At 71.7% G+C, this 22,134-nt stretch carries 13 protein-coding genes; 4 read left to right on the forward strand and 9 right to left on the reverse strand.

What is annotated here, in order from left to right:
• Window positions 1-201 precede the first annotated feature (201 nt).
• The 7 genes from pulA to ACZ7HT_RS00350 all read right to left on the reverse strand — a co-directional run bounded on the left by pulA (window position 202) and on the right by ACZ7HT_RS00350 (window position 13,339).
• Entirely contained in the window at window positions 202-5,496 is a 5,295-nt protein-coding gene (gene pulA / locus ACZ7HT_RS00320; RefSeq protein WP_471158159.1) for a pullulanase-type alpha-1,6-glucosidase, read from the reverse strand.
• Window positions 5,497-5,564: 68 nt separating this feature from the next.
• Window positions 5,565-7,250, reverse strand: a complete 1,686-nt coding sequence (locus ACZ7HT_RS00325; RefSeq protein WP_471158161.1) for a carbohydrate-binding module family 20 domain-containing protein — start codon at window positions 7,248-7,250, stop codon at window positions 5,565-5,567.
• A 123-nt stretch (window positions 7,251-7,373) separates the two neighbouring features.
• Complete coding sequence (locus tag ACZ7HT_RS00330; RefSeq protein ID WP_471158162.1) at window positions 7,374-8,453, reverse strand: LacI family DNA-binding transcriptional regulator; 1,080 nt, start codon at window positions 8,451-8,453, stop codon at window positions 7,374-7,376.
• Complete coding sequence (locus ACZ7HT_RS00335) at window positions 8,441-10,114, reverse strand: glycoside hydrolase family 13 protein (RefSeq protein WP_471158163.1); 1,674 nt, start codon at window positions 10,112-10,114, stop codon at window positions 8,441-8,443. The genes ACZ7HT_RS00330 and ACZ7HT_RS00335 overlap by 13 nt, the downstream gene beginning before the upstream one ends.
• Window positions 10,115-10,161: 47 nt before the next feature.
• Entirely contained in the window at window positions 10,162-11,034 is an 873-nt protein-coding gene (locus tag ACZ7HT_RS00340) for a sugar ABC transporter permease (protein WP_471159008.1), read from the reverse strand.
• Window positions 11,028-12,041, reverse strand: a complete 1,014-nt coding sequence (locus ACZ7HT_RS00345) for a carbohydrate ABC transporter permease (protein WP_471158165.1) — start codon at window positions 12,039-12,041, stop codon at window positions 11,028-11,030. The genes ACZ7HT_RS00340 and ACZ7HT_RS00345 overlap by 7 nt, the downstream gene beginning before the upstream one ends.
• A gap of 20 nt (window positions 12,042-12,061) precedes the next feature.
• Window positions 12,062-13,339 (reverse strand): extracellular solute-binding protein, encoded by a 1,278-nt coding sequence (locus ACZ7HT_RS00350; protein WP_471158167.1) that lies wholly within the window; start codon window positions 13,337-13,339, stop codon window positions 12,062-12,064.
• Between the two features lie 334 nt (window positions 13,340-13,673).
• Here ACZ7HT_RS00350 and ACZ7HT_RS00355 point away from each other — a divergent pair, with 334 nt between their 5' ends.
• Window positions 13,674-14,708: a LacI family DNA-binding transcriptional regulator gene (locus ACZ7HT_RS00355; RefSeq protein ID WP_471158169.1), complete on the forward strand. Its 1,035-nt coding sequence runs from the start codon at window positions 13,674-13,676 to the stop codon at window positions 14,706-14,708.
• A 75-nt stretch (window positions 14,709-14,783) separates the two neighbouring features.
• Window positions 14,784-15,695 (forward strand): phosphatase PAP2 family protein, encoded by a 912-nt coding sequence (locus ACZ7HT_RS00360; RefSeq protein ID WP_471158171.1) that lies wholly within the window; start codon window positions 14,784-14,786, stop codon window positions 15,693-15,695.
• A gap of 10 nt (window positions 15,696-15,705) precedes the next feature.
• On the opposite strand, the gene ACZ7HT_RS00365 is transcribed toward ACZ7HT_RS00360, so the two are convergent.
• Entirely contained in the window at window positions 15,706-16,116 is a 411-nt protein-coding gene (locus ACZ7HT_RS00365; protein ID WP_471158173.1) for a VOC family protein, read from the reverse strand.
• Between the two features lie 75 nt (window positions 16,117-16,191).
• Between ACZ7HT_RS00365 and ACZ7HT_RS00370 the strand changes: the two genes are divergently transcribed.
• Window positions 16,192-16,644, forward strand: coding sequence for a MarR family winged helix-turn-helix transcriptional regulator (locus ACZ7HT_RS00370; RefSeq protein ID WP_471158175.1), 453 nt, complete (start codon window positions 16,192-16,194; stop codon window positions 16,642-16,644).
• A gap of 35 nt (window positions 16,645-16,679) precedes the next feature.
• On the opposite strand, the gene ACZ7HT_RS00375 is transcribed toward ACZ7HT_RS00370, so the two are convergent.
• Window positions 16,680-19,667 (reverse strand): bifunctional [glutamine synthetase] adenylyltransferase/[glutamine synthetase]-adenylyl-L-tyrosine phosphorylase, encoded by a 2,988-nt coding sequence (locus tag ACZ7HT_RS00375; protein WP_471158177.1) that lies wholly within the window; start codon window positions 19,665-19,667, stop codon window positions 16,680-16,682.
• 297 nt (window positions 19,668-19,964) lie between these two features.
• Here ACZ7HT_RS00375 and ACZ7HT_RS00380 point away from each other — a divergent pair, with 297 nt between their 5' ends.
• The gene (locus tag ACZ7HT_RS00380) at window positions 19,965-22,091 is read left to right on the forward strand and encodes a PIG-L family deacetylase (RefSeq protein WP_471158179.1); all 2,127 of its coding nucleotides are present in this window, start codon (window positions 19,965-19,967) and stop codon (window positions 22,089-22,091) included.
• Window positions 22,092-22,134: the final 43 nt, after the last annotated feature.

Consider the following 22,134-nt stretch of genomic DNA (forward strand, 5'->3'; position numbering starts at 1 on the left):
GGGGGGGCGTGTGGTACCTGACTACGTCGGACGGAGTGAAGTTCGCCGACGGGAAAAGACTCCCCCCGACCGAGGGGGGGGTGGGGGGACAAAAAGGGGGGGGCCCCCCGCCCCAGCAGAACGACTGCCCGCAGGGGCGGGTCCGCCCTCGGCTCGCCGCCGACGGGACCCGGTACGGGGTCACGCTGATGGAGCGGCCGCTCACCCGGCCTTGAACACCGCCACCGTCCGTGCCGGGACCGTGAAGGTGCCCGTGGACTGCTCGTACGCGGCCGACTTCACCACCGCGTCCGAGCCGCCCGCCTGGACCGGGTGCAGGCGGTAGCCCTTTCCGGCGAGGTCGGCGATCTTCTGCGCGGTGCCGTCCGGGGTCGCGTTGAGGACGACGACGAGGTCACCGAGGCGCATGGTGAGGACGCCCGGGGTCTCGTCGGGGCCGGAGAGCGGGAAGGACAGGGCCTCCTGCACCCGGTCCGCCGTGGCCAGGGAGAAGACCGGCTCGGTGGTACGGATCTTCTGGAGGTCCCGGTAGGCGGCGGAGGCGCCGTCGATCTGGGCGCAGCCGACCGTGAGGGACGGGTTCACGAGCAGCGGCTTGCCGTAGGACCACTTGGCCTGGTTGTCGGCGGCCGGGGGCAGGCCGCGGCCGAAGCCGTTGCCGTCGCGGCAGTCCCAGTGGATGGCGTTGTACCAGTCGCCGCTGTCGAAGGAGTTGCGGTCCAGGGACTTGGAGCGCAGCAGGTCCGAGCCGGCCTGGGAGAGGGACGGGCCCTGAGAGAGGGTGGCCGTCGCCATGGCGAGGACCTGCATGCGGGCGCGGTCGGCCGGGGAGGTGCCGGCGGGCAGCTTGAAGGCGAGCGCGTCGTACAGGGACTCGTTGTCGTGGGCGTCGGCGTAGGCGAGGGCGTCGCCGGGGGCCGCCGCGTATCCGGCGGGGGCGCCGTTGTAGTCGACCTGGCTGCCCTTGACCGTACGGCCCGAGGTGTCGGTGAAGCGGTAGTCGGCGAGGTTGCCGGTCAGGCCGACCTTGATGAGGTCCTGGTAGTGCAGGAGGCGGGCCTTCTGCTCGGCCGGGGTCCCGTTGGCGGCCGAGCCGTTCGGGTCGGTGTAGAGGCCGGAGGCGAAGCCCTGGATGCCGGGGTCCCCGTCGAAGGGGCCGCCGCCGCGGACGGCGTCGCGGGCCCGGTCGGAGAAGGTCGCGATGCCGGTGCCGGCCATGTTCTTCTGGGTGGCCTGGACGAAGCGGGCGTCGTCCGCGATCTCGCCGAAGTTCCAGCCCTCGCCGTAGAGGACGATCGCCTTGCCGTCGACGCCGTCCTTCTCGACGGTCAGCGCGTCGAGTGCCGCCCGTACGGCGAGGATGTTGGCCTTGGGGTGGTGGCCCATGAGGTCGAAGCGGAAGCCGTCGACCTTGTACTGCCTGGCCCAGGTGACGACCGAGTCGACGACGAGCTTGCCCATCATGGCGTTCTCGGGCGCGGTGTTGGCGCAGCAGGTGGAGGTGGCGACGGAGCCGTCGGCCTGGAGGCGCTGGTAGTAGCCGGGGACGATCCGGTCGAGGATCGACTTGTCGTTCTGTCCGGCGGCGACGGTGTGGTTGTAGACGACGTCCATGACGGTGCGCAGTCCGTCGCCGTTGAGGGCCTGGACCATCTGCCGGAACTCGACCGTGCGGCGGGTGCCGTTCGGGTCGGTGGCGTAGGAGCCCTCGGGGACGGTGTAGTGCAGGGGGTCGTAGCCCCAGTTGTAGGCGTCCTCGGCCGCGGCGGCGGTGACGCAGGCCTGCTGCTCCTCGGAGTCGGGGGCGTAGACCTTCAGGTCGCAGGCGGGCGTGGTCTGGTCGGACTTCTTCTCGGGGACGGTGCCGAGGTCGAAGGCGGGGAGGAGGTGGACGTAGGAGGTGCCGGAGGCGGCGAGCGCCTTCAGGTGCTCCGATCCCTTGCTGTCCTTGTCGGTGAAGGCGAGGTAGGTGCCCTGGTGGCCGGCCTTCGCGGTGGGGTCGGCGATCGAGAAGTCCCGGATGTGGAGTTCCTGGATCTGGGCGTCGCGCAGCGGTACGGCGGCGGGCTTCTTCAGGGTCTTCCAGCCGGCGGGGGCGAGCTTCGGGTCGGTGAGGTCGACGACGAGGCTGCGGGCGGAGTCGGTGGTGAGGGCGGTGGAGTAGGGGTCGGTGACCCGGTTCTCGACGACCTTCTGCACACTCGGGGCCCAGACCTTCACGACGTACCGGTACGGCTTGCCCGTCCAGGTCGCCGGGCCGGTGACGGACCAGACGCCGGAGGCGGGGTCGCGCCGCATGGGCACGGTCCTGCCGTCGAGTTCGAGGGCGACGGTCTGCGCGGTGGGCGCCCACAGGGAGAGGGTGGGGCGGCCGGCGCGGAAGACGGGGCCGAGCGCGGCCGTGGTGGCCTTCGCGGCGTACAGGTCGTCGAGGATGCCGGCGGTCTGGACGCCGGTGGCGGCGAGCAGGGCGCCGTTGGCGGCGCGCTGGGTGGCGATGAGCTGGCCGCGCAGGGAGTCCCTGACCCGGTCGGCGTCGCGCGGGTCGACGGTGAAGGCCGGGTAGTCCTTGAGGTGCGGGAACTTCGCCTTCTGGGCGTCGGTCATGGACGAGGGCGTGAGCCGGAGCCAGCGGCCCTCGTCGCTCAGGGCGCCGTCGGTGACGGTGATCCCGCCGTCCTTCGCGTACACCAGCTGCTGGCTGGTGGCGTCGGTGGTCTTCACCTTCCAGACGACGGTGTTCCGGTCGATCCACTGGGCCTCGGCCTTGCCGAGGTCGAGGTTCGGGGCGCCGCCGGTGGTCGGCAGGAGGTACTTGGGCTGTCCGGAGAGGAGCCAGACCTCGTGGCCGTAGGTGCCGAGGTCGAGGGACTGGTCGGTGGGCAGGTCCTTCTCGTCGCCCTTGTGGAGGATGTACGAGAGGGAGCTCGCGCCGTCGGTCAGCGGGACCTCGTAGACCGCGCCGTACGCGTCGACGCGGACGGGCATGAGGGGCTTGGACCAGTCGGTGGGCTGGGCGGCGCCGGTCCAGGTGTGGAGGCCCCAGCCGTCGTAGTTCCCGTCGGCCCGCCGGTAGTGGATGACGGCCTTCGTCCTGTCCTGGGCGGCCGGGGCCGGGTCGGTGTCGGACTGTCCTTCGGCGCCCTGCGTGATCCAGACCTCGCCGGTGCGGCCGAGGGTGATGCCGCGCTGCGGGCCGTCGGCGGTGCCGTCCTTCTCGACGGTGTACGGGACGGTGGAGGCGCCCTCGGGGACCTTGACCCAGGCGAAGGCGCCGAAGGCGTCCCGTCCGGTGAAGGCGGCTTCCTGGCCGTCGGTCCTCAGCTTCCAGCCGTCGTAGTTCCCGTCCTGGCGCTTGTAGTGGACGACGGCGTACGCCCGCTCGACGGCGACCGGCTTCTCGGGGGCCGGGGGCGCGCCGGCCGTGGTGGCGGCGAGGGCGCTCGCGGTGCGGCCGGCGCTGTCGACGACGACGGCCTTGTAGCGCAGGGCGGTGCCGGCGGGGGCGGTGATGTGCTGGGTGACCTTGTAGGGGGCGTGGTCGGCGGTGCCGAGGGTCTGCCAGCGGCCGTCGCCGGCCTGGGCGGCGAACACGACCCGGTTCAGGCCGCCGCCGGTGACGTCGGCGGTGAGCTCGACGGTGCCGGTGGAGCCGGCGGCCGGGGCCTTCAGGGAGACGGTGGGCTTCGTCGCGGGGGCGGGCAGCGGGGCGGCCGCCTTGAGGACGAGGGAGGAGAGGGCGGGGACGGTGACGGTGACCTTGCCGTCGTTCGCGGTGACGGCGCCCTGACCCCCGTACAGGGTGCGGAAGCCGGCGGAGTCGACGGGGACGGTGACGGTCTTCGGCTCGGTGGCGCCGTTGACGGCGACCAGGTACTCGGTCCGGGTCTTCGGGTCGGTGCGGGTGAAGGCGTAGACGGAGCCCTCGGCGTACCGCTCCTGCTGGACGCCGTCGCGGAGGGCCGGGTTCTCCCGGGTGAGCTTCGACAGGGCGGCGATCGAGCGGTAGAGGGGGTGCGTGGTGTCGTACGCGTCGGTGGCGTGGGTGCGGTCGGTGCCGAGTTGGTCGTCGTCGAGGTAGTCGGCGGTCTTCGAGGCGAAGAGGGTCTGGCGGGCGTCCTTGTCGCCGCCGGCTCCGGTGAAGCCCTGCTCGTCGCCGTAGTAGATCACCGGGTTGCCCCGGGAGAGGAACATCAGCTCGTTGGCGAGGCGGTCGCGGCGGACGAGCTCCTCGTCGGAGGCGTTCGGGTTGTCCTGCTTCAGGAAGGTGCCGATGCGGCCCATGTCGTGGTTGCCGAGGAAGGTCACCTGCTCGTAGGCGTTGGCCTTGTCGGTGGTGTACCGGTAGTCCTCGGCGAAGACCTTGGCGAGGCGGTCGGCGCCGGCGCCCTGGGAGGCGAAGGCGCGGGCGGCGTCCTGGAAGGGGAAGTCGAGGGTGGCGTCGAGCCGGCCCCGGGTGACGTACGGGGAGGTGACGGCGGTGTCGGCGGAGTACACCTCGCCGAACATGAAGAAGTCCTCGCGGCCCCGCTTCTTCGCGTACGCGTCGAGGGCGGTGGCCCACTGGGTCCAGAAGTCCAGGTCGACGTGCTTGACGGTGTCGATGCGGAAGCCGTCGATGTCGAAGTCGCGGACCCACTTCTCGTAGATCCGCTTCATGCCCTCGACGACCTCGGGGCGCTCGGTCCACAGGTCGTCGAGGCCGACGAAGTCGCCGTACTCGGCGGACTCGCCGACCCAGGTGGAGTCGCCCCGGTTGTGGTACATCGTGGGGTCGTTGAGCCAGGACGGGACCTTGCCGCCGGTCGTGGTCGGCGTGTACGGGAACGAGTCCGCGTCCACCTTGCCGATCTTCGTCCGGTCGTCGAAGGGGCGGCCAGAGGCGTCGAGGTACGGGTAGGCGCCCTTGGGGCGGTAGCCGTACTTCTTCTCGGCGTAGTCGACGGTGTCGGCGGTGTGGTTGGTGATGACGTCGAAGAAGACCTTCATGCCCTTGGCGTGGGCGGCGGCGATCAGCCTCTTCAGGTCCTCGTTGGTCCCGAAGTGCGGGTCGACCTGGGTGAAGTCGGTGATCCAGTACCCGTGATACCCGGCGCTGGCGTCCTTGCCGGTGCCCTGCACGGGCCGGTTCTTGAAGATCGGCGCCATCCAGATGGCGGTGGTGCCGAGGCCCTTGATGTAGTCGAGCCGCTCGGTGAGGCCCTTGAGGTCGCCGCCCTGGTAGAAGCCCTTGTCGGTGGGGTCGAAACCGGTCGCGGTACGGCTGCCGGTGAGGCCGCCCCGGTCGTTGGAGGCGTCGCCGTCGGCGAAGCGGTCGGGCAGGACGAAGTAGAACTGCTCGCGGGTGAGGTCCTGCCGGGCGGGCTGGGCGGCGAGGGCCTGGTCGGAGGGCGGGGCGGGGGCCTGGGCGGCGGCGGTGGCCGTCGCGGGGACGGCGGGCACGAGGGCGGCGCACAGCGCGGCGGCCAGCGCGACCGCCGTTCTCTTGCGTATCACGGGGGTGCTCCCTGGAGGTACGGGAAGAGAGGGCCGCCCCGGCGGGGCGGCCCTTGCGTGGGGGAGGCTCAGTTACGGAAGGTGTCGTTGAGGACGAGCTGGCCCGACGACGGGACCGTTGCCGTGCGGTTGACGCCGGACTCCCAGGTCACGTTTCCGGCCGCGTCCTTGCGGATGTACTTGTACTCGAAGGCCGTGCCGGCGGGCAGGGACACCGTCAGCTTCCAGACGGGGTACGCGGCCGGGTCGAGCTTGAGGGCGGCGGCGGGGGCCCAGTTGCCGAGTTCGGCGCGGTTGCCGGTGACGTAGATGTTCTGGCCGGTGACCGTGGTGGCGGTCACGTTGAAGGAGGCGCCGGAGGTGGCCGGCTGGGTCCCGCAGGTCATCGCCCCGGTGTGCAGGGCGAGGGCCGTGTTCGCGGCGAGGGTGGCCGTGAACCGGCCGGCGGAGTCGACTGTCACGGCGGTGTTCGACTGCACGTCGCAGTAGGTGCCGGCGGCGAGGGAGGTCTGGAAGGTGCGGGTCAGGGCCGAGGACTCGTGGTTGATCGCCACGTACGCCTTGGCACCGCGGCCGAACGCGATCGCGTTGCCGCCGTTGTCCCACCAGTCAGTGACGGCCTGCCCGCGGGCGGTGTTGCGGAAGGCCACCATGGAGGAGATCTCGCGCCAGGCGTGCTGGCACTTCCAGCCGTCGCTGTAGCAGGCGTTCACCTGGCCGTTGTTCGGCGGGCCCGCGTCCTTGTCGGTCCACTCGTAGCCGGAGTGGACGTCCGGGGAGCCGTAGGGCCAGGCGAGCATGAAGACCGAGGCGAGGGTGTAGTTCGCGCCGTCCTTGTAGTTGAGGGTGTCGCCGCCGCGCTCGGTGTCGTGGTTGTCGACGAAGACGCCGGACTGGCCGGAGGGCATGTAGCCCCAGGCCTCGCCGAAGTTCTTGAGGTAGGCGAGCTTCTCGTTCTGCAGGACCCGCTTGAGGTCGCGGGCGTAGCGGAACTCCTGGACGTCGCCGTTGCCGAGGTACTCGCTCGGCTGGACGGCCTCGCCCGCGCCGTAGATCGCCTCCTGCTTCCAGTAGACGGAAGGATTCGTCAGGCGGGACTTGATGTTCGCGAGGTCGGCGGCCGGCATGTGCTTGGCGGCGTCGATCCGGAAGCCGTCGACGCCGAGGGAGAGCAGGTCGTTGAGGTAGCCCGCTATCTTCCCGCGGACGTAGTCCTCGCCCGTGTCGAGGTCCGGGAGCTGGACCAGCTCGCAGTTCTGGACGTTCGCCCGGTCCTGGTAGTTGGAGATCGCGGCGCGGCAGTCGTCCATGTCCGCGCCCGAGTAGAGGCCGGGGTAGTCGTACTTGGAGAACGGGGTCCCGCCCGTTCCCGTGCCCGATCCGTTCGCCATGTGGTTGACGACGGAGTCGGCGACGACCTTCACGCCCGCCGCGTGACAGGTGTCGATCATGTTCTTGAAGGCGGTGCGGTCGCCGAGACGTCCGGCGATCTTGTAGCTGACCGGCTGGTACGAGGTCCACCACTGGCTGCCCTGGAGGTGCTCCTGGGGCGGGGACACCTGGACGTATCCGTATCCGGCGGGGCCGAGGCGCTCGGTGCACTCGCGGGCGACCGAGGCGAAGTTCCACTCGAACATCACCGCGGTGACGTCCTTCTCGCCGGGCGGGGCGGCCTGCGCCGGGACGTTGCCCGTGACGGCCACAGCGGCTCCCGCCACGAGGGCGAGTGCAGCGGCCACGGTCTTTCTCGCCATGTCTTCCTCCTGCTGACTTCACTGTCGCAAGAAGTTGCCGAAAACTTCAGCAACTGTTTTCAGCCGTGACCGTACGAGCGCCCCGGCGCCCGGTCAACCCTCCGGGCGCCCGAACGCAACTTGTTACGAAAGGACTTGCGGAAGCCGGCCGGGCGGCTGCGCCGTGGAACCGCGCACGACGAGTTCGGGCTGGAAGACGAACTCCGTGCGCTGCACCGGGTTCCCCTCGATCTCCTCCAGGAGCGCGCCGACGGCCGCCGTCGCCATGGCCTGAACGGGCTGGCGCACGGTGGACAGCGGCGGGCTGGTGAAGGCGATCAGCGGCGAGTCGTCGAAGCCGACGACGGAGACGTCGCCGGGCACGTCGAGGCCGCGGGCGCGCACCGCGCGGATGACACCGAGCGCCATCAGGTCGGAGCCGCAGACGATGCCCGTGCAGCCCTCGCGGAGCAGGATGTCGGCGGCCGCGTGACCGCCCTCGACGCCGAACAGGGTGGGCCTGATGAACCGTTCGGCCTCGTCCCGCTCGATGCCGAGGAGTTCGTACAGCTCGGCGGTGAAGCCCTCGGCCTTGCGGCGCGAGGGCACGTACCGGGTGGGGCCGATGGCGAGGCCGATCCGCTCGTGGCCGAGCTCGACCAGGTGCCGGACGGCCATCCGGGCCGCGGCCCGGTCGTCCGGGGAGACGAAGTTGGCGTCGATGTGCTCGTTGTAGCCGTTGATGAGGACGTACGGGACGCCGCGCTCGGTCAGCCGGGCGTAGCGCGCGGGGTCGGCGGTGGCGTCCGCGTGCAGCCCGGAGAGGAAGACGATGCCGGCGACCCCGCGCTCCACGAGCTGGTCGACGAGTTCGTCCTCGGTGGCGCCGCCGGGCATCTGGGTGCAGAGCACCGGGGTGTAGCCGTGCCCGGCGAGGACCTGTTCGACGACCTGGGCGAAGGCCGGGAAGATCGGGTTGGTCAGCTCGGGCACGACGAGCCCGACGAGGCCCGCGCTGCGGCGTTTGAGCCGTACGGGACGCTCGTAGCCGAGCACGTCGAGCGCCGCGAGCACCTTGTGCCGGGTCGCGCCGGCCACCCCCGCCTTGCCGTTGAGGACACGGCTGACGGTGGCCTCGCTGACCCCGGACTGGGCCGCGATGTCCGCGAGCCGCGGGGCGCCGTTCCCGGCACCCCGCGGCAGGGGGATCGTCACGCCGCCCACCAGACGGTGGTGTCGGCGGGCAGCTCCACCGTCCCCTCCACGGCGGAGCTGTCCACCTCCTCGCTGGCGAGCAGATACCGGCCGGGCAGCGGGACGGTGATGGCCCGGCCGGTGGTGTTGGCGGTGCAGACGAAGCCGTCGCGGCGGAAGGAGAGCACACCCTCGGGTGCCTCCAGCCACTCGACGGCGTCGCCCGCACCGAGTTCGGGGCGCTCGCGCCGGACGGCGAGGGCGCTGCGGTAGAGCTCCAGGGTGGAGCCGGGGTCGCCGGTCTGCGCCTCGACGCTCAGGGCGCTCCAGGTCGCGGGCTGCGGCAGCCAGGAGCCGCCGTCGCCGAAGCCGTACGAGGAGCCCTCGACGGTCCACGGGATCGGCACGCGGCAGCCGTCGCGGAAGCCGTCCTGGCCGCTGGCCCGCCAGAACGACGGGTCCTGGCGGACCTCGTCGGGCAGGTCGGTGACGTCCGGGAGGCCGAGCTCCTCGCCCTGGTAGACGTACGCGGAGCCGGGCAGGGCCAGCATGAGGAGGGTCGCGGCGCGGGCGCGGCGCAGGCCGAGCTCGCGGTCGCCGGCCTCGCGGAGCTGGGTGCCGAGGCCCGCCGGGTTGGCGAAGCGGGTGGCGTGCCGGGTGACGTCGTGGTTGGAGAGGACCCAGGTGGTGGGGGCGCCGACCGGGCGCATCGCGTCGAGCGAGGCGTCGATGACGGTACGGAGCTCGGCGGCGTCCCAGTGGGTGCCGAGGTACTGGAAGTTGAAGGCCTGGTGCATCTCGTCGGGGCGCACGTAGTTCGCGGTGCGGTCGACGGTGGGGGTCCAGGCCTCGGCGACGAGGATGCGCTCGCCGTCGTACTCGGCGAGGATCTGCCGCCAGGAGCGGTAGATCTCGTGGACGCCGTCCTGGTCGAAGAAGGGCATGACGTCGTTGCCGAGCAGCTTGAGCTGGTCGTGGGAGCCGATGTCGGGCAGTCCGGCGGCCTTGACGAGGCCGTGGGCGACGTCGACGCGGAAGCCGTCGACGCCCATGTCGAGCCAGAAGCGCAGGATGGAGCGGAACTCGTCGCGGACGGCGGGGTGTTCCCAGTTGAAGTCGGGCTGCTCGGGGGCGAAGAGGTGGAGGTACCAGTCGCCGGGGGTGCCGTCCGGGTTCTCCGTACGGGTCCAGGCGGGGCCGCCGAAGATGGACTCCCAGTCGTTGGGCGGGAGTTCGCCGTTCTGGCCCTGGCCGGGGCGGAAGTGGTAGCGCTCGCGGAGCACCGACCCGGGGCCCTCGCGCAGGGCGCGCTGGAACCACTCGTGCTGGTCGGAGGAGTGGTTGGGGACGAGGTCGACGATGATGCGCAGGCCCAGTTCGTGGGCCTCGCGGATCAGGGCGTCGGCGTCGAGGAGCGTGCCGAACATGGGGTCGATGGCCCGGTAGTCGGCGACGTCGTAGCCGGCGTCGGCCTGCGGCGAGGCGTAGAACGGGGAGAGCCAGACGGCGTCGACGCCGAGCCTCTTGAGGTACGGCAGCCGGCTGCGGACGCCCTCCAGGTCCCCCATGCCGTCACCGTTGCCGTCGGCGAAGGAGCGCGGGTAGACCTGGTAGATCACCGCGTCTCTCCACCAGCCCGTGTGCGTGCCGGTGGTCGGGGCGGCGGCGGGGGTGGCGAGGTGCTGGGTCATGTCTTCCTTGGGTCGTAAGGACATGTCGTCAGGACATGGCGGGGCGCTCAGCCCTTGACGGCGCCGGCGGACATGCCGGTGACGAGGTGGCGCTGGGCGAACAGGAACACGAGGGCGGCGGGGACGGCGATGAGCACGGAGGCCGCGGCCATCGGACCCCACTGGGCGCCGTACTGGTTGACGAACTTCTGCAGTCCGCCGGCGAGCGTGAGGTTCTCGTCGCCGACCATGAAGGCGGAGGCGTAGGCGACCTCGCCCCAGGCGGTGATGAAGGAGTAGAAGGCGGTGACGGCGATGCCCGGCTTGGCGAGCGGCAGGATGAGCCGCCAGAAGGTGCCGAACGGGGTGAGGCCGTCGACGTAGCCGGACTCGTCGATCTCGCGCGGGATGGTGTCGAAGAAGCCCTTCATCATCCACGCGCAGAACGGGACGGCGATGGTCAGGTACGTGATGACCAGGCCGGCCGGCTGGTTGAGCAGGCCCATCGACGCCATGATGTTGTAGATCGGCACGATCAGGACGGCGACCGGGAACATCTGGGTGACGAGCAGGGTCCACATCAGGCCGCGCTTGCCGGGGAACCGGAAGCGGCTGACGGCGTAGCCCGTGGTGGCGGAGATGAACACGCCGACGACGGTGGTGAGGCCGGCGACGAGCAGCGAGTTGCCGAACCAGGTGAGGAACGGGGTGTCGTTCAGCAGGTTCGTGTAGTTCTCGAGCGTCGTCTCCTTGAAGAAGTCCGTGCTGGTCGCGTACGCCGCCGGCTTCAGCGAGGTCAGCAGCACCCAGAGGACCGGGAAGACGGCGATCACGGAGGCCACGATCAGCGTGACGTGCAGGCCGACCGAGGCGAGCGGCGAACGGCGGCCGCGGATCGGGGTGTTCACGGCCTGGGGGGTGGGGGTCGTGGTGGTCACCAGACTTCTCCCTGCTTGCGGAGGACGCGCTGGTAGAACGCGGCGAAGACCATCAGGAGGACCAGGATGAGCACGCCCCACGTGGACGACTGGGCGAAGTCGCGCGGGCTGACCTCGAAGGAGAACTTGTAGGCCTGGGTGACGAGGATCTGGGTGGCCTCGCCGGGACCGCCCCGGGTGAGCAGGAAGATCACCGGGAACATGTTGAAGGTCCAGATGGTGCTCAGCAGGATCACGGTGGTGCTGACGGACCGCAGCCCCGGCAGGGTGATGTGCCGGAAGCGCTGCCAGGGGCCCGCGCCGTCCATCTCGGCGGCCTCGTACAGCTCGCCGGGTATGGACTGCAGCCCGCCCAGGAGGGCGACCATCATGAAGGGGACGCCGAGCCAGACGTTGGTCGCGATGACCGAGATCTTGGCCCACATGGGGTCGTTGAGCCACGGGACGGCGTCGATGCCGCCGCCCGCGAGGATCTGGTTGAGGATGCCGCGGCGCTCGTCGTAGAGGAAGCGCCAGGCGAAGACGGAGACGAAGCCGGGGACGGCCCAGGGCAGGATCAGCAGCAGCCGGTAGACGGAGCGGCCGGCGATCTTGCGGTTCAGGATGTTGGCGAGGCCGAGGCCCAGGGCGAACGTCAGGGCCACGCAGGACACGGTCCAGACGATCGTCCAGCCGAGGGTTCCGAGGAACTGGCTCCCGGTGATCGCGTCCTTGTAGTTGTCCAGGCCGATGAACTCGTAGGTGGCCGGGATCTCGTTGACGCCGATCGACCGTGCGACGTTCCTCTCGGTCGCGTCGGTGAACGACAGGTAGATGCCGCGGACCAGCGGATAGCCGATGATCACGCCGATCACGATCACCACGGGGGTGACCATGGCCCAGGCGTACCAGTGGGTGGAGAGGGAGCGCTTCGCCGCGCGGCGCGATGTACCAGTTCCGCGGCTCCGGCCGCGGGCGACACTGTCGCCCGCGGCCTTCGCCACCGACTGGCTGGGACTGTCCACAGCCATGAGCCGGCCTGCCTTCTTTCTTACTTCCAGTCCTTCAGGAGCTTGCGGTACGAGGCACCGATCGCCTTGGCGCCGGCGTCCGGGGTGGTCTGGCCGGTGAGGACCTTGGTGTACTCGACCTTGATCGGCTCGAAGAGGCTGCCGCCCTCCGGGATCCAGGGGCGCTCGACGGCCTTGTCGACGACCGGCTTGAAGAAGCTGATCATCTCGTTGGTCGCGATGTCCGGCTTGATGTAGACGGACTGGCGGGTCGGGAGCAGGCTGAGCTCCTTGGAGATCCGCGTCTGGGTCTCGACCGAGGTCATGTACTCGGCGAAGGCGTACGAGGCGTCCAGGTTCTTGGAGCCGGCGTAGACCGCGAGGTTGTGGCCGCCCTGCGGGGCGCCCTGGCCGCCCGAGCCGGCCGGGACCGGGGCGATGCCCAGGTTCGCCTTGTCGGCGAACTCCTTGCCCGCGTAGGTGTCGGTGACCGCCCACGGGCCGTTGATCATCATGGCGACCTTGCCGTCCTTGAAGGCCGCCTGCATGTTGTCCCAGCCGTTGGTGGCGTCGGTGATCGCCGCCTTCGAGTCGACCAGGTCCTTGACGGTCGCGAGCGCCTTGACGCCCTTGGCGTCGTCGATCGTGACGGTCTTCTTCTCGGCGTCGACCATGTCGCCGCCCTCGCCGTACAGGAAGGAGAGGAACCAGTACGGGTCGTCGCCGCGCAGGTAGAGGCCGGTCTTGCCGGTCTTCTGCTTGATCTTGGCGGAGACGGACTTGAGCTCGGCGATGGTCTTGGGGACCTGGACGCCGGCCTCCTTGAAGATCTTCTTGTTGTAGAAGATGCCCATGGAGTCGATGACCTGCGGGACCGCGTAGGTCTTGCCGTTGTACTTCGTCGAGGCGGTGGCCTGCTTCAGGAAGTCGTCGGAGTCCTTGAGCGCGGGGGTGCCGTCGAGCGGGGCGAGGTAGCCGAGGCTGGCGAAGTCGGGGGTCCAGGCGACCTCGGAGCGGATGACGTCGGGGGCGCCGGAGCCGGACTGCGCGGCGTTCTTGAACTTGTTCTGCGCCTCGCCGAACGGCACGTTCACGTACTTGACGGTGACCTTGGGGTGCTTCTTGGTGAAGTCCTCGGCGGCCTGCTTGAAGACCTTGTCCTCGGAGCCGACCGTGGAGGTGTCCCACCAGGTCACGGTGCCGGAGAGCTCGCCCGAGCCCTTCGAGCCGCCGTTGGAACCGCTGTCGCTTCCGCCGCACGCCGCCAGGGTCACGCCCAGGGCCGCGACCAGCGCGGTGGCCGCTATGCCACGCCGCATGTGAACTCCTTCGATGATCCCGGGGAGACGAGGGCCTTGAACCTTCCTCATGCGACCGCTCCCTCGCGGCGCTCCGGGTTGGCAGGAACGTAACAGGGTTGAAAACGCGCCGAAAGAGCTTGCGAGAACTTTCTGCAAGGAACGGCGATCGTTACATTCACGTGTCCCTAAGGTTGCCGGGAGGCCGCTTGACAGGGGCAGTCGGTCCCTTTTCGATCATGAATGCCCCCGCAAGGAGCCCGCAAGGACTGCAAGACCTTGCAGCGGGACGGCATCGGGCGGACCTCGGGGTATCGGTGGGCAATACGCCCCGTGACCGGTACAGTCCACTCTCATGACCGCGCGGCTCTCCGACATCGCAGCCCAGGCGGGGGTCAGTGAGGCCACAGTCAGCCGCGTGCTCAACGGCAAGCCGGGCGTGGCCGCCGCCACCCGCGAGTCCGTCCTTGCCGCGCTCGACGTGCTCGGCTACGAGCGGCCCGTGCGTCTGCGCCAGCGCAGCGCGGGGCTCGTCGGCCTCATCACCCCCGAGCTGGACAACCCGATCTTCCCCGCCCTCGCCCAGGTCATCGGGCAGGCCCTGACCCGGCAGGGGTACACGCCGGTCCTCGCCACCCAGACCCCCGGCGGGTCCACCGAGGACGAGCTCACCGACATGCTGGTGGAGCGCGGCGTCGCCGGCATCATCTTCGTGTCCGGGCTGCACGCCGACACCACCGCCGACATGACGCGCTACGACCAGCTGCGCGGCAAGGGCGTCCCGTACGTCCTCCTCAACGGCTTCTCCCCCAAGGTGCAGGCGCCGTTCGTCTCCCCCGACGACCGGGCGGCGATGAAGCTGGCCGTGACGCACCTGGCCGCGCTCGGGCACACCCGGATCGGCCTCGCCGTCGGGCCGAAGCGGTTCGTGCCGGTGCTGCGCAAGATCGAGGGCTTCCAGCAGGGCATGCAGGAGCGGTTCGGCCTCTCCTCCGAGGAGTCCGAGGAGCTGATCCAGCACTCCCTCTACACCCTGGAGGGCGGCCAGGCCGCGGCCGGGGCGCTGATCTCCCGCGGCTGCACGGCGGTCGTCTGCGCGAGCGACATGATGGCGCTCGGCGCGATCCGGGCGGCCCGCCAGCAGGGGCTCGACGTCCCCCGGGACGTCTCGGTCGTCGGTTTCGACGACTCTCCGCTCATAGCGTTCACCGATCCGCCGCTGACCACCATCCGCCAGCCGGTGCAGGCGATGGGCCAGGCCGCGGTGCGCGCGCTCCTGGAGGAGGTGGGGGGCACTCCGGCCCCGCACTCCGAGTTCGTCTTCATGCCTGAGCTGGTGGTTCGCGGCTCGACGGCATCGGCTCCGTCGTCCGCGCGCACTCCTTCCTGAGGTGGAGCGGGTGCACCCGGAACCCGACCGAGGGATGATCGGTCGGGGGGACGGGATCTGGCAGACTCTCTCGCTATGGGTGAAACGACCGTGAAGAGCTTGGACAGCCGGACGACCCCGTCCTCGTCACCCATCGCGGCTGACGAGGGACGGTTCGCACGACTGCGCGGTCGCACGCCCCGGCGCCCCACGCTCTGGTTCGAGGTCGCGCTCATCGCGGTGAGCTACTGGCTGTACTCCCTCACCCGCAACGCGGTGCCGGAGCAGAAGGCCCAGGCGCTCAGGAACGCCGACTGGATCTGGAGGACCGAGGATTCCCTCGGCCTCGCCTTCGAGCACGCCGTCAACCATGCCGTGAACTCGGTGACATGGCTGATCGTCTCGATGAACTACTACTACGCGACGCTGCACTTCATCGTGACCATCGGTGTGCTCGTGTGGCTTTACCGATGGCATCCGGGCCGTTACGCGGCGTTCCGTACGGTCCTGTTCGCGACCACCGGTGTGGCACTGGTCGGTTACTACCTGTTCCCGCTCGCGCCGCCCCGGCTGATGAACGGCCAGAGCTTCGTCGACACGGTGCTCGTCCACCACACCTGGGGCTCGATGGCCTCGGGCAACCTCAAGCACGTGTCGAACCAGTACGCCGCGATGCCGTCGATGCACATCGGCTGGTCGCTCTGGTGCGGACTGACCATCTTCCTGCTCGCCCGGGCGCCCTGGGCGAAGATCCTCGGCCTGCTCTACCCGGCGGCGACGCTCGTCGTCATCGTCTCCACCGCCAACCACTTCTGGCTGGACGCCGTCGGCGGCATGCTCTGCCTGTCCTTCGGCTTCGCCGTGTCCTACTTCTGGTACGGCTCCCGCCCGCACCGGCTGCCGAAGCTGGTGGAGCCGGTGGGCGTCGTCGAGCGGGGCGGTCCGGCCCCGGTCGCGGTGGCGGACCGCGAGCGGGACGAGGCGGAGCAGGTCGGCTCCGGCAAGTGACCGGACCGGATCAGCTGTAGGACTGCAGCTCGATCAGCCGCCCCTCGGGGTCGCGCAGATGCGCGGCCCGCAGTCCGGGCCCCCACTCCGGGCGGTCCGTCGCGCCGAGCACGGGGGTGCCGCCGGCGCCCAGGCAGCGGGCGAGGGCCTTGTCGACGTCGTCCACCCGCAGGACGAGCATCGCGCCGTCCTGGGCGGGCTCCGGCCGGGCCGGCAGGTCCCCGGTGCCGAGGACGGAGGCCATCGCGGCGCGGTCGAAGAGCACCAGGACGGCCCGGCCGTCCGCCTCCCAGCCGGCGTACGGCCCGTCCGAGCCGCCCTTGTCGAGCTCCGCGCCGGTCAGCGCGGGCAGGACTTCCGCGTAGAACCGGAAGCAGTCGGCGAAGCGGGTGACGAGCAGTCGGGGGTACGGGACGTGCACGGCGGGCTCCTCGGGCGAACCAGGGGCAGATAGTGGGTCGCCACCCACTATAGGAAGAGACCTAGAATTCTGGCCATGGTTTCCGCGCACGCCACCCCGCCCTCCCTCCTGGGCCTCAGCACCTATCTGCTCTCCCGGGTGGGCAAGACCGCCCGGGAGAGCCTCGCGCGGCGTCTGTCCGAGCGCGGTCTGCGCCTGTGGGACATGGCGGTCCTCGCCGCCCTCGCCGACTTCGGCCCGCACGCGCAGCGCGACCTCGTCGCCCGGCTCGGCGTGGACCCGAGCGACATGGCGAAGGTGGTGGAGCAGCTCGCCGCCGGCGGCCACGTCGAGCGGGACCGGGACCCCGAGGACCGGCGGAGGGTCCTCGTCACCCTCACCCCCGCCGGGCGGACGCTCCTCACGGAGCTCGACGCCGAGGCGCGGGCCGTCCAGGACGAGGTGCTCGCCCCGCTGGACGCGGAGGAGCGGCGGGTCCTCCAGGAACTGCTGCTCCGCGTCCACGGCCGGAACGGCTGGGCCCCGTAGAACAGCTCCTCGGGGAAACAGCTCCTCGGGGACGACTACGCCCCGTAGAACAGCTCCTCGACGACCGCCCTGGCACGGCGGGTGATGCGGCGGTAGTCGTCGACCATCTCGCCGACGTGCCCCGACTCGTACCCCAGGTACCGGCCCACCGCGGCGAGCTCGCGCGGGTCCGAGGGGAAGGTGTCGCCGGGGCGGCCGCGGACCAGCATGACCGCGTTGCGCACCCGGGTGGCGAGGACCCAGGCCTCGTCGAGGGTCTGCGCCTCCTCCGTCGGGATCAGGCCCGCCGCGTGGGCGGCCGCCAGGGCCTCGCGGGTACGGGTCGTCCGCAGGCCCGGTTCGACCCAGCCGTGCCGCATCTGGAGCAGCTGGACCGTCCACTCGACGTCGCTGAGGCCGCCGCGCCCGAGCTTGGCGTGGAGGGTCGGGTCGGCGCCGCGCGGCAGCCGCTCGGACTCCATCCGGGCCTTGAGGCGGCGGATCTCGCGGACCGCGTCCTCGCCGAGCCCCTCGGCCGGGTACCGCAGCGGGTCGACGAGCTCGATGAACCGGTCGGCCAGCTCCCGGTCGCCGGCCATGGGCGCGGCGCGCAGCAGCGCCTGGCTCTCCCAGACGAGCGACCAGCGGCGGTAGTAGGCCCCGTACGACTTCAGGGTGCGCACCAGGGGGCCGCTCTTGCCCTCCGGGCGCAGGTCCGCGTCGATGAGCAGCGGCGGGTCGGCCGTGGGCACCTGGAGCAGCCGGCGCATCTCGGCGACCACCCGGTTCGCGGCCCGGCCCGCCTCCTGCTCGTCGACGCCCTCGCGGGGCTCGTGCACGAACAGGACGTCGGCGTCGGAGCCGTACCCCAGCTCGTGGCCGCCGAAGCGGCCCATGCCGATGACCGCGAACCGGGTCGGCAGCTCCTCGCCCCATTCGGCGCGCACGGCGGCCCGCAGGGCGCCGGCGATCGTCGCCGCGTTGAGGTCGGTGACGGCCTCCCCCACCCGGTCGACGAGCGCGCCCGGGTCCTGCTCGCGGGGGTTGTCCTCGGTGCCGTACGAGCCGATGAGGTCGGCGGCGGCGGTACGGAACAGCTCCCTGCGGCGCACCCCGCGGGCGGCCGCGACCGCGTGCTCGGCCTCGTCCGCGCGGCCCACCGCCGCCAGGACCTCCTGCTCCAGGTGGTCCCGGCCGCGCGGCTTCAGGCCTTCCGGGTCGCCGAGGATCGCGACGGCCTCGGGGGCGCGGAGCAGCAGGTCGGGGGCGAGGCGCCCGGCGGACAGGACGCGGGCGAGGTTCTCGGCGGCGGCGCCCTCGTCGCGGAGCAGCCGCAGGTACCAGGGGGTCTTGCCGAGGGCGTCGGAGACCTTGCGGAAGCCGAGGAGTCCGGCGTCCGGGTCGGCCGAGTCGGCGAACCAGCCGAGCAGCACGGGGAGCAGGGTCCGCTGGATGGCGGCCTTCCGGCTCACCCCGGAGGCCAGCGCCTCCAGGTGGCGCAGGGCGGCGGCGGGGTCCGCGTACCCGAGCGCTTCGAGGCGCTGTCCCGCGGCCTTGGGGCTGAGCCGGATCTCGCCGGGGGCGAGCTGGGCGAAGGCGTCGAGCAGCGGCCGGTAGAAGAGCTTCTCGTGCAGCCGGCGGACGACGGCGGCGTGCCGCTTCCACTCCTTGTTGAGCTCGACGACCGGGTCGGTGCGCAGTCCGAGGGAGCGGCCGAGGCGGCGCAGGTCGGACTCGTCCTCGGGGACGAGGTGGGTGCGGCGCAGCCGGTAGAGCTGGATGCGGTGCTCCATGGCGCGCAGGAAGCGGTACGCCTCGTCGAGCTGGGAGGCGTCGGCGCGGCCGACGTAGCCGCCGGCGGCGAGGGCGGCGAGCGCGTCGAGGGTGGTGCCGCTGTGCAGGGTGGCGTCGCTGCGGCCGTGCACGAGCTGGAGGAGCTGGACGGCGAACTCGACGTCCCTGAGGCCGCCGGGGCCGAGCTTGAGCTCGCGCTCGACCTGGGCGACGGGGATGTTGTCGACGACGCGGCGGCGCATCTTCTGCACGTCGGGGACGAAGTTCTCGCGCTCGGCGGCCTGCCAGACGAGCGGGGAGACGGCGTCGATGTACTGGGCGCCGAGCTCGGGGTCGCCGGCGACCGCGCGTGCCTTGAGCAGCGCCTGGAACTCCCAGGTCTTGGCCCACCGCTGGTAGTAGGCGAGGTGGGAGGAGAGGGTGCGGACCAGGGGGCCGTTGCGGCCTTCGGGGCGCAGATTGGCGTCGACCGGCCAGATGGTGCCCTCGACGGTGGTCTCGGAGCAGATCCGCATCAGGTGGGAGGCGAGCCGGGTCGCGGCCTGGATCGCCTTGCCCTCGTCGGCGCCCTCGGTGGGCTCGCCGACGAAGATGACGTCCACGTCGGAGACGTAGTTCAGTTCGTGGCCGCCGCACTTGCCCATCGCGATGACCGAGAGCCGGCACATGGCGGCGTCGGCGGGTTCGGCCGAACGGGCGATGGCGAGCGCGGCGCGCAGGGTCGCCGTCGCCAGGTCGGCGAGCTCGGCGGCGGTCTGGGCGACGTCGGTGGTGCCGCACACGTCACGGGCCGCTATGGCGAGGAGGCAGCGGCGGTAGGCGACCCGCAGCGAGACCGGGTCGGTGGCCTCGGCGAGCCCCTGCTCGAACTCGGCGACGCCCGGGTGCAGGTCGGCCGCCTCGTACGTGACGAGGGACTCCCAGTCGCGGGGGTGCCGGGCGAGGTGGTCGGCGAGCGCCTCGGAGGCGCCGAGGACGCCGAGGAGCCGGTCCCGGAACGGCTTCGCGGAGAGCAGCGTGGTGGTGAGGGTCTGCCGCTCCGTGTCGGCCTGCGCCTCGACGAGCCGGACCAGGCCGCGCAGGGCGAGGTCGGGGTCGGCGGTGGCGCCGAGGGCGTCGAGGAGGACGGGGTCGTCGCGCAGCGCGGACAGTTCGGGCAGGTCGAGGAGGCGCTGGGCCCCCGAGGGATCGGTGAATCCGTGCCGCAGCAGCCGTGAGAACGTGCTGCTCCTGCGTCCCGGCACCGTCATTCCGCCGCTCCCTCCGAGCAGGTCCGAACCCGGGGACGAACCCCGGACATCGAGCCTATCCGGCGCGGGAGGCGCGGGTGTCCAGGCCGGTGGTTCGCGGTGGATCACGCGTGACGTCCCGCACGCCCGGCGGTGGATCACACGTGACGTCCCGCACGCCCGGCCGTGGATCACACGTGACGTCCCGCACATCATTCGCTTTTCCGACTGAATGAACCGTATTCCTTGAAAGTTCGTCTTGCCTTCCGCGGGACGGTCCCGCCCTTCCGACCTCTCGTGAAAGCACGCCACCGACACATGTCCATGCGCCGGCTCCGCCCCCGCCCCGCCCTCCCGTCCCGCCGCAAGGCCGCCGCGACGGTGGTGACGGCCGCCCTGGTGGGCGGCGCGTTCGTCGGGATCCTCTCGCTGACGGGGACGTCGCACGGAACCTCGGCGCGCGCCGAGGACACGGGGGCCGGGGAGCACGCGCGCGCGAAGGCCCTGCCGGCCGACGCGCGGGCGAAGGCCGACGCGCACGGGACGTCAGGGAAGCCCGGACGGCCCGTCAGGGGCTTCCGTCCGCCGGTGTCCGTGGTGCAGATCGTCGCCCACCCGGACGACGACCTGTTCTTCATGAACCCGGACGTGTCCCAGTCCCTCCACTCCGGCAGCCCCCTCACCGGCGTCTACCTGACCGCCGGCGAGTCCGACGGGGTCAACGCGCGCCCGCGCGACGCCAAGGCCGCCGCGCCCGACAAGGCGGGCTACGCCGAGGCCCGGCAGAACGGCATAAGGGCCGCGTACGCCGAGATGGCGACGGGCAGCAGGACCAGCCCCTGGGACCGGTCCGCGATACGCACGAAGAGCGGCGGCTGGGCCGAGCTGGACACCCTGCGCGCCCGGCCGCAGATCAGGCTGGTGTGGCTGCAACTGCGCGAGGCGGGCTCCGTCAACGGCGACCGCCCGTACAGCCTGCACGGCCTGTGGAACGGCCGGATCGCCGCGCTCGCCTCGCAGCGCGCCGCCGGCACGCCGGTCCCGAACGACTTCACGTACACGAAGGAGCAGGTCGTCGCCACGCTGACCGGGATCCTGGAGCGCTTCCGGCCGACCTTCGTCCGGATGCAGGACCCGAGCCCCGGCACGTACCCGAAGACCGGGAGGCTCCGCGACCACCAGGACCACCTGTACGGGGCGCGGTTCGTGCAGAGCGCGCTGGCCCGGTACGCCGAGCTGCCCGGGCACCCGCACGTCGGCGTGCAGAACTACCTCGGCTACCCGACGAGCGTCCTGCCGCACACCCTCGACCCCGAGACGGCGGACGCGAAGCTGCGGACCGTGAAGACGTACGCCTGGCTGGACGGGGTCCACGACTGCGGCACCGACGCGGGCTGCGGCGACCTGAAGGTGGCCGCGCGGCCCGGCGGGCGGGGCTGGACGCAGACCGTGCGGTACGCCCGGGGCACCTCCACCTCGTGGGTGCAGCGCGACCAGGACGGCGGGCTGCACGCCTTCACCGTCCTCGACGGGCGCCTCGCGGCCTGGCGGAAGCCGGCGGACGCCGTGGCCTGGCGGGGCCCGGAGCTGCTGCCCGGCGGCGGGCTCGACAGCGGGGTCACCTCGGTGACCCTGCCGGACGGCCGGATAGCCGTCTTCGGGACCCGTACGACGCTCGGCGGCTCCGCGGCCGCCTACCGGCGCGAGGTGGTCACCACCGTCCAGGACGAGCCGGGCGGCGGCTTCGGCCCCTGGGTCCCGCTCGGCACGCCCGAGCGGGACGACGCCTCGGGCACCTCGGACATCAGCGCGCCCGCCGTGACCGTGGCCCCCGACGGCCTGGCCACGGTGGTCCTGCGCGACAGCCGCCACCGGCTGACGGCCCGTGAGCAGCAGCCGGACGGCGACTGGGGGCCGTGGCGGTCCCTGGGCGGCACGGACGTGTACGGCGACCCGGTGGCGGCGACGGACGCGGAGGGCCGCGGGTACGTGTTCGCCAGCACCCCGAAGACCGTCCTCGCCTGGGCCGCGCAGAGCCCGGGCGAGCCGCTGACGGGGCCGGCGGCGACCGGGCTGCCGCCGACGACCCTCGCGCTGAGCGCGAGCGCGGCGCCGGACGGCGAGGGCGTACGGCTCTGGTTCCGCAAGCCCGCCTCCGGCGACCTGCGCAGCGCCGACTTCTCCGGTACGGGCCCGGTGTCGCCGGTCACGGAGCTGCCCGGCACCGGCGTCGCGGGCTACGGCCCGGTGAGCGGCGGCGACGGCCTCCTCGCGGTCCGCTCCCGCACGGGCTTCCTGGCGACGGCCCCGCACGGCCGGTCCGGGGCGCGTCCGGTGTGGACGCTGGAGAGGTTCCTCTTCTCGGGCGCCCCGGACGCCGGCACGGACGGGGTGGCGGCGATCGGCCTGGACGGCCGCCTGCACTGGACCCCGGCGGGCCGCTGACGCCCGCCCCGTTGTGAACCTGCTCGTCGCCGTTGTGGGCACC

The sequence above is a fragment of the Streptomyces sp. NPDC037410 genome, assembly GCF_055602235.1.

Coding starts and splice junctions, on each gene's coding strand:
- ACZ7HT_RS00325 (WP_471158161.1), bottom strand. CDS start 7,250: ATGGCGAGAAAGACCGTGGCCGCTGCACTCGCCCTCGTGGCGGGAGCC.
- ACZ7HT_RS00335 (WP_471158163.1), bottom strand. CDS start 10,114: ATGACCCAGCACCTCGCCACCCCCGCCGCCGCCCCGACCACCGGCACG.
- ACZ7HT_RS00345 (WP_471158165.1), bottom strand. CDS start 12,041: ATGGCTGTGGACAGTCCCAGCCAGTCGGTGGCGAAGGCCGCGGGCGAC.
- ACZ7HT_RS00350 (WP_471158167.1), bottom strand. CDS start 13,339: ATGCGGCGTGGCATAGCGGCCACCGCGCTGGTCGCGGCCCTGGGCGTG.
- ACZ7HT_RS00355 (WP_471158169.1), top strand. CDS start 13,674: ATGACCGCGCGGCTCTCCGACATCGCAGCCCAGGCGGGGGTCAGTGAG.
- ACZ7HT_RS00360 (WP_471158171.1), top strand. CDS start 14,784: ATGGGTGAAACGACCGTGAAGAGCTTGGACAGCCGGACGACCCCGTCC.
- ACZ7HT_RS00370 (WP_471158175.1), top strand. CDS start 16,192: ATGGTTTCCGCGCACGCCACCCCGCCCTCCCTCCTGGGCCTCAGCACC.
- ACZ7HT_RS00375 (WP_471158177.1), bottom strand. CDS start 19,667: ATGACGGTGCCGGGACGCAGGAGCAGCACGTTCTCACGGCTGCTGCGG.
- ACZ7HT_RS00380 (WP_471158179.1), top strand. CDS start 19,965: ATGTCCATGCGCCGGCTCCGCCCCCGCCCCGCCCTCCCGTCCCGCCGC.